The 660-nt window shown below is 40.6% G+C and carries 1 protein-coding gene; it reads right to left on the bottom strand.

Translation table 11 applies throughout. The features are described 5' to 3' along the window. Positions 1-19 precede the first annotated feature (19 nt). A partial coding sequence (locus tag DW183_RS12375; protein WP_199649469.1) for a restriction endonuclease subunit S occupies positions 20-660 on the bottom strand: 641 nt, incomplete at its 5' end.

Raw genomic sequence — 660 nt, 5'->3', positions numbered from 1 at the left:
TAAACAATAATTTAGCGGCCTAGATATCGATGTCGGATACGTCGATTTCACCGGCCATAAGTTTTGGCAACAATACGTCCCTTAATGCAGCAAGAGATTTGTTCTCTTCCACATTTAACCGTATCTGAGCAAATAACGGTTCTATCGTGCTATTAAGATCACGAAGCACTGATTCGCTCGGTATTACTACAGGCACTGATTTTAGGTTTGCTTGGCTTATCTTTGGTTGAACAGCACCGGTGACAATGGATTTGACAGGCGTTTTCTTGAATAATAGCCATAAGCTTTCAACATTGAAACCGCGTTTGCCAGTTAGGATATGTGCATGATTGTTCACCCAGAACTTTCCCCATACATATTGCAAAATAGGATAACCGAATGTATCTTGTACGGTGCCGTCCTCTCCAAGAAGAAGGTATTTTCCATCAAATATGTATTCGTCAACATAATCCATAAGCGAAGCAGCGCCATAGTAAGGGTAGATTTTCTTTTTCATTTTCTGACGAGCTTGCCCAGACAAAGGAATCCTCTTGGAATCGTGAATCTCGATGATATCTTCAACGGTACCCTTGCTCCATCCTTCTGGCAAATCGTCTTCAACTGAATATGGAATCAAATTTCCATAAATCGCTTGAGCTTGCTGCTCTAAATTATTGTTTA

It is taken from the genome of Roseburia sp. AM16-25, assembly GCF_003473825.1.
GTDB classification, from domain to species: domain Bacteria; phylum Bacillota; class Clostridia; order Lachnospirales; family Lachnospiraceae; genus Pararoseburia; species Pararoseburia lenta.
The sequence above is the reverse complement of the archived record's forward strand: the minus strand, read 5'-3'. Positions and strand labels throughout refer to the sequence as shown.